Consider the following 5,922-nt stretch of genomic DNA (forward strand, 5'->3'; position numbering starts at 1 on the left):
GGATCGCTCCGCGATCCGGGCTGGCGGAATCTGCTCCGCAGCTTCCTTAACTACGCAGCTGTAGTGTGTGGTTGGCTCGGCTGATGATTCTGTGCGGGTTAAGGAGACCTCTTCTCTCTGTCCAGCACAGCTCAGTGGGAGTGGGCCGGCTCCTCCTGCGGGCGGGAAGATTTTCGGGGTTCCAGGTGGTGGTTTCGCCGTTGCTTCTCTGCTCCTTTAGATGCAGAAAACTTAACGGATCTTTGAAAAGTCGAGGGGCACCCCCTGGGGGACGCTAGCTGTGCCAAGCTGGCCGTCCCCCAGGGTCCAATGCATCAACTCACCTTGTTTTTGGGAGAGTTGGTGATCAATCTGTCTGGGTGTGCCGAGTTCACGAGGGTGGGGTTCCGTCGTGAAGGGTGGCGTGGAGCGTAGCCAGCTCGCGCACCGGACGGAACAACATCAGGGGGACCTTCACCTCGTCGAACACGCGAAGGCAACACAGCTTTGATTCACCTCAACTCACCGACAGCTCTTGGGAGTTACGCCCCTACTTTGTGTGCAGGGGCGTAGCGGTGGTGTTGAGGTGTCGGCAGCGGGCTGCTGTGTGCCAGTCCTCTGCTGAGTGCGGGTGATGGACGGCGGGGATGTCGAGGCCGGCGTCGCGGATGAGGTGCTCGAAGCGGACGGGCGTGCCGAAGCAGCCTGCGAACAGTCCGAGGTGGCCGGCGGTGCGCGGGGTGCGGCGGCGGAACTGAAGGGCGGTCTCGAGCAGGGGGCGGGCGCGGGGTGGGATGGCGTACATGTGGCGTGGGCCGGGCGGTTCCCCGACGTTGATCCTCGAATCGCGGTCGATAGCCAGTCGGGTGGCGCGCTCGTCGATGCTGGCGATCTGGGTCATGTACAGCAGCCCTTGGCTGGTGCCGGTGAACAGGAGGGCGGCGGCTGCTGCGGCGCGCAGCGGGTTGGGGAGGTGGGTGGTGAGGGTGTGTGCCACGCGTGGGGTGATCGGCACGGTGGTGATGCCGGGTCCGCCGCGTTCGGCGAGGTCCTCGGGGATGTCGAGTTGGAGTTGCTGGCTGAGGAAGTGGGCCTGGGCGCCGCGCACGCGGGCGAGGGTGTGCTGAGGACTGGGGCTTGAGACGGTGAGGCGGGCGAGGAACAGGCGCAGGCCTTCCATGTCCTGCCAGGCGGTGGCCCCGTGCGGGTCAGCGTCTTCGATGAGGGACATGTCGGGCGAGGTGGGGTGGCGGGCCAGCCAGGTGCGGGCGGCAGCGTAGCCGGCTTGGTACTGGCCGTCGACGTGGGCGAAGTCGGCTGCGTTCAGGCGGCGTCGGCAGCCGGAGAGGAAGGCGGCAACGTCGCTGCGGGGCAGGCCGGGCAGCGGGTGCACCCGATCGGGCGGGAGCGGGGAGGAGCGACGAGGGGCAGTGGGCGGGCCGATGGCGTTCACGAGGGCGTCCGTGCCGCGCACGGTCTTCAGATCGGTGAGGTGGGCGGCGGTGAGGCGCTCTCGCAGCCGCTGTTCGTCGGCCTCGGTGGGCGTGTGGGCGATGAGGATGAGGCGGATTCTGGTCTCGGTGCGCCAGGTGGCTAGGCGGCTCAGGCGCTCGGGGGTGAGGCGGTGGGCGCGCAGCACGATGGCTTCGGCAAGGCCTGTGGTCAGGGTCCAGCAGGTCACCGCGCGCCATGCCGCGTCGGTGGACATGCGCTCGGCGTCGGGGGTCAGGAAGCTGTCGCGGCCCATGGCGCGCAGCAGGTCCAGGGCGAGGTAGGCGAGGCTGTTGGTGTGCGGGGTGGGGTCGGTGGTGATGCGGCCGCTCTTGGGGTGGGCACGTTGGTGGGCGGCGTGGTGGATGGTGCGGTCGTCGCTGGCGTCCAGGAGCAGCGTGAGGGGCGGCACTTCCGGTGCGGTGGTGTGGGTGGGTGGGGTCATGGTTGGTGGGAGGTGTCGATGCGGCGGATGACCTGCTGCAGCAGGTCGGGGTCGGGGCGCGTGGTGTGGGTGGCGGTCAGGGCGCGCTGGACGTGGTGGGTGAGCAGGGCCCAGCGGCGCAGGCTGCCGTGGGCGAAGTAGCCGTCCAGCGACCAGAGATGGTCGGTGGGAACGGTGTGCCACAGCGGGTGCAGGGCGGGGAGGGCGCGGGGGATCTCGTCGCGGGTGAGCGGGTGGAGGGTCAGCCATTGCGTGGTGCGGGTGGAGAGCATCTGCTGGGTGCGCAGGGCCTTCTCACCGCGCTGGCCGGCGATCAGGACCACGCAGAGTCCGCCGGGAAGGTCGTCGTGCAGGAAACGGAGGTACTCGAAGCAGGCCTCGGGCATCCGGTCGGCTTCGTCGACGACCACGATGCGCGGCCTGGGGTGAAGCACGCGGCGGAGCAGGGCGTCGGCAGCCGCCGGTTCGCCAGGCACAGGCCCGTCCAGTTCGAGGGCGTGGTGCAGGTGGGCGCGCAGGTCGGCCGGGGTGGGTCTGGCCCTCAGATGCAGCGGGACGTGCGCCAGGGGAAAACCGGTGTGGGCGGCGTGGTGGACGGCGAACGTTTTGCCGACTCCGGCGTCGCCCAGCACGCAGAGGAAGCGCTGCTGCTGGTGGGCGTCGGCGAGTGCGCGGGTGACTGCGTGAAGGCCGGGGGTGGCAACGGTGCGTGCCCCGGCCAGGTGGAGGAAGTGCAGGTGCTGGGGCGCGGGCTGTCCGGCAAGGGGAAACCGGGCGGCCTGCGTGGGCCGTGCCGTTGTCCGGTTCAGCATCGGGCCAGGGCCCAGTCGACGACCTCGTCGTCGACCTGCTTGGCGCCGAGGTACTCCATGCCCTTCAGCGCATGCTTGGTCACCTTGACCCACTCGCGGAACGAGCCGAGCGCGTACTGGGTGTCGATCCGTCTCAGCAGCGCCTCGTCCACACCGCGCCACACGGGGTGGGCATCGGGCACCGTCTTGAGGATCTCGTCCTCGGTCATCGCGAGGATCTCCAGGCGGATGTAGATCCTGGAAGCGAGCGCCGGGTCGCTCTGCAGGGTCTCGTAGGCTTCACGGCCGCCGACGAACACGATGGCCGGCTGGGGGTCGCAGTTGTCCCACAGCTTGCGCAGGAACTCGAAATTCTCTCTCCGGTATTGCTGTGCCTCGTCGCACACGATCACGTACGGGCGCCGGGGCAGGGACTCGCGCAGCAGCTTGTCGAACACGGTGGGCGTGCCGGGCATCTTGCAGCTGAGATGCATCTGGTGGAACAGCTCCTCGCGCAGGTCCTTCGGCCCGGGGCGGGAGCGGGCGAAGTCGAGGGGAAGGATCAGGTCCGGGTTCATCTCCTGGATCGTGGCGCGGGTGCTGAAACTCTTGCCGAGCCCGGGGTCGCCGTAGATCACGGACATGGCCCGCGATTCGACGGTGTCGATGACGGTGTCCCTGATCTGCAGCAAGGTGTCCGTGGGGACCAGGGTGGAATCCTTGAGGCCGAGGAAGTGCTGCGGGCGCAGATCGGGACGGCGCCGGGAGGCCTCACTGGGCGATGCGGTGGCCGGCTGGCGGCGCTGGGGAATGTGCTTGCGCCTGGGGGCAGTGGTCACGAGGCATCGTCCTTCGCTGCGGTGTCGATGGGAGCTGGGCCGGGGCGTTTCCATGCGGCGGGGAGGGGGGTCAGGGGGCGGTAGGGGACCTCACGCCGGCGGCGGGCGGCGGGCGGCGTGATGCCTTCGAGCTCGGCGCGGGCCTCCTGCTCGGTCATCCGCAGGGCACGCACGGGTGCCTCGGGCCGAGTGGACGGCAGATGCCGTTCCCGCCGGCGCTCACCGGCGCGCTTCAGGGCCTGGCGCAGAACCTTGCTGTGCTCGTCGCGTTCGAGGAGCACCTTGGCGCGCAGTTCCTCACTGGCTTCGTTGCTCAGGAAGGCCCGGCCGAGGTAACGGTTGCCGCGGAAGGTGTACAGGTCGATCTCGTGGTGGTGGTGCGGCATCCACCGCACACGGACCTCGAGTCCGATCCGTCCTGCCCCGTTCTCGGGCATGTAGCAGCGTCCCGCGAACTCGACCCCATGGCTGGTGATCTTGCGGGCCCTGTGATCGCTCTCCAGCATCAGGGCGCGCAGCTCGGACGCGCTGGGCTCGGGCCGGATCTCGGCCTCATCGGCCTGCCAGGCGGCAAGCGGTGTCATACCGGTGCGCTTGAGGACGTGCTGGGTGTTGTGCCGGTGGACCCACTCCCCCAGCAGACGCACAAACTCCTCGAACGTCAGCGGCGGGTCCGTGTCGCCGAGGCGGCGGCGGTGATCGAGGCGGGGTGCTTTCGTGTAGCGGGGCAGGTCCGCGAAGAAGCGGGTCATGCTGGTGTGGTTCAGGCGCTCGATGCCGCCCTTGTGGCGGGCGCTGCGCACCCGGTGGACCGGAACGCCCAGCAGCCCGAACGCACGCCGGACGGTCTTGGACAGGAAGTCGGCGCCGCCATCGACGCGCACCAGGTGCGGCAGTCCGCCCGGCGGGCCGTAGGGATCCTCGCGCAGCACGGCCATGCGGTACAGCGGCCAGGACCGAACCACGGTGCGCGGACCCGGCGGTGACCGCCCAGCCCATCACATAGCCCGTGCCGCGGTCCTCGAACCATGTCACCCACACCCTCGACGGCTTGCCATCGGGCATCGTCACGATGGTCTCGGCCTGCTTGTGGTCGCCCTCCCAGACCTCATTCCGTGCCACCACCGGCCGCTGGAATGCCGGATCGAACCCCCGGGCCGCCGGAATCCCCTGGCGCAGTCCCGCCATGAAACCCGGATCGAGATCCCGGGCGATCGCGTCATGCAGCGTCGTCAGACCGACCGGCTTCTCCCCCGCCGCCACCGCTACCTCGACCAGGCGCTCATGAGCGCGTTTCACGTTGCCCTGATAGTCAGCGAGGACATCGATGATCTCCTCGGTGATACGGAACCGGCGGCGTTCCGGCTTCTCCGGGCTGCCGGTCTCCTCCGCTTGGGCCAGCCAGCTCCACACCGTCCTTCTGTGCACGCCCACCGCGTCAGCGACCAGCGTGACGTGCGCCGTCCGTAACTCCCCCGCGGCCCGCAGCCGTAGCAGCTGGGCCACCGCCGCGGGCCGCAACTCATCCCGATGCCGGCCCAAACCGTCATCCGCAGTCCCGGACACGTCGCCAGCCGCCGTCACCGGTACCGCACCCCACGCAGAGGACGAACCGGTAGCCAAACAATGATCACAACACCATCCTCCGGGGCGTCAACTCTCGCCCCGACACGGGGCAGTTCACGGGCACCCCTTGGGCGGGCGCACTGGCAGTGACGCTAGAGCCCACGCCCCGGGAGACAGACCGCGATCTCCCCAAGACGAGTGGCACCCACTCGATCCGCCCCCGGCTCGGGCACACACACGCTATAAAGCACGCCGCAAAGGAGACTCGACGACCACACCACCGACAAATCCGGGATCACTCACCACCGAATCCGGAACAACACCACCAAGATCAACCCGTCGGCATGGCCAACGACCAGCACAAACACAAACCCGCATCACTGGCGAGAGAACCCGAACACCCCGAACACCCCTCCCCCGAACCTCACACCCCAGCAGCCTGGGCTGGGCAGTCGAGATCGAACGGGCTGCCGAGGCGACGGGTACCCCAGCGATGGAGATGTTCTTCTCCCTCTTGGACGAGTTCCGCGCTGAACGCGACCACCCGCAGAGGTAAGCCCCAAGCCGGCGCAGCCAGCGCGCAACTCCTTCCCCGATTATTCCTTCATGCTGTTAGGACTTCTAAAATAATAGATACAGGGGATATCAAGGAAACCGCAGGTCAGAGCCATCCTGAATGACGCTCAGCGCCATTCAAGTGACGTTTTCGTCCACTTCTTTCCCCTCTAGGGGAACAATCGAGACCGAAACCAGATGGAGAGGAGTCGTTTGAGTGAACCCAGCACAATCCCAATCGCCTGGAGGGAAAATT

General features: G+C 68.0%; 4 protein-coding genes. All 4 read right to left on the reverse strand.

The features are described from left to right. Positions 1 to 529: 529 nt before the first annotated feature. Genes ACZ5PB_RS43360 through ACZ5PB_RS43375 form a run of 4 tightly spaced genes read right to left on the reverse strand, consistent with a single transcriptional unit; the run spans position 530 to position 4,483 of the window. Positions 530 to 1,915 carry a hypothetical protein gene (locus tag ACZ5PB_RS43360; protein WP_468699249.1) on the reverse strand — a complete coding sequence of 462 codons (1,386 nt, stop codon included), beginning with the start codon at positions 1,913 to 1,915 and terminating at the stop codon, positions 530 to 532. Further along, positions 1,912 to 2,727, reverse strand: a complete 816-nt coding sequence (locus ACZ5PB_RS43365; RefSeq protein WP_468699250.1) for an AAA family ATPase — start codon at positions 2,725 to 2,727, stop codon at positions 1,912 to 1,914. Before ACZ5PB_RS43365 ends, ACZ5PB_RS43360 begins: the two co-directional genes overlap by 4 nt. Next, the gene (locus ACZ5PB_RS43370; RefSeq protein WP_468699251.1) at positions 2,721 to 3,545 is read right to left on the reverse strand and encodes an AAA family ATPase; all 825 of its coding nucleotides are present in this window, start codon (positions 3,543 to 3,545) and stop codon (positions 2,721 to 2,723) included. The genes ACZ5PB_RS43365 and ACZ5PB_RS43370 overlap by 7 nt, the downstream gene beginning before the upstream one ends. Next, positions 3,542 to 4,483, reverse strand: a complete 942-nt coding sequence (locus tag ACZ5PB_RS43375; RefSeq protein WP_468699253.1) for a Mu transposase C-terminal domain-containing protein — start codon at positions 4,481 to 4,483, stop codon at positions 3,542 to 3,544. Before ACZ5PB_RS43375 ends, ACZ5PB_RS43370 begins: the two co-directional genes overlap by 4 nt. Between the last annotated feature and the right edge of the window lie 1,439 nt (positions 4,484 to 5,922).

The organism is Streptomyces sp. NPDC032721 (genome assembly GCF_055579625.1).

Excerpts from the sequence above, each read along its gene's own strand:
- ACZ5PB_RS43375 (WP_468699253.1), bottom strand. The coding sequence starts at position 4,483 with ATGGCCGTGCTGCGCGAGGATCCCTACGGCCCGCCGGGCGGACTGCCG.
- ACZ5PB_RS43365 (WP_468699250.1), bottom strand. The coding sequence starts at position 2,727 with ATGCTGAACCGGACAACGGCACGGCCCACGCAGGCCGCCCGGTTTCCC.
- ACZ5PB_RS43360 (WP_468699249.1), bottom strand. The coding sequence starts at position 1,915 with ATGACCCCACCCACCCACACCACCGCACCGGAAGTGCCGCCCCTCACG.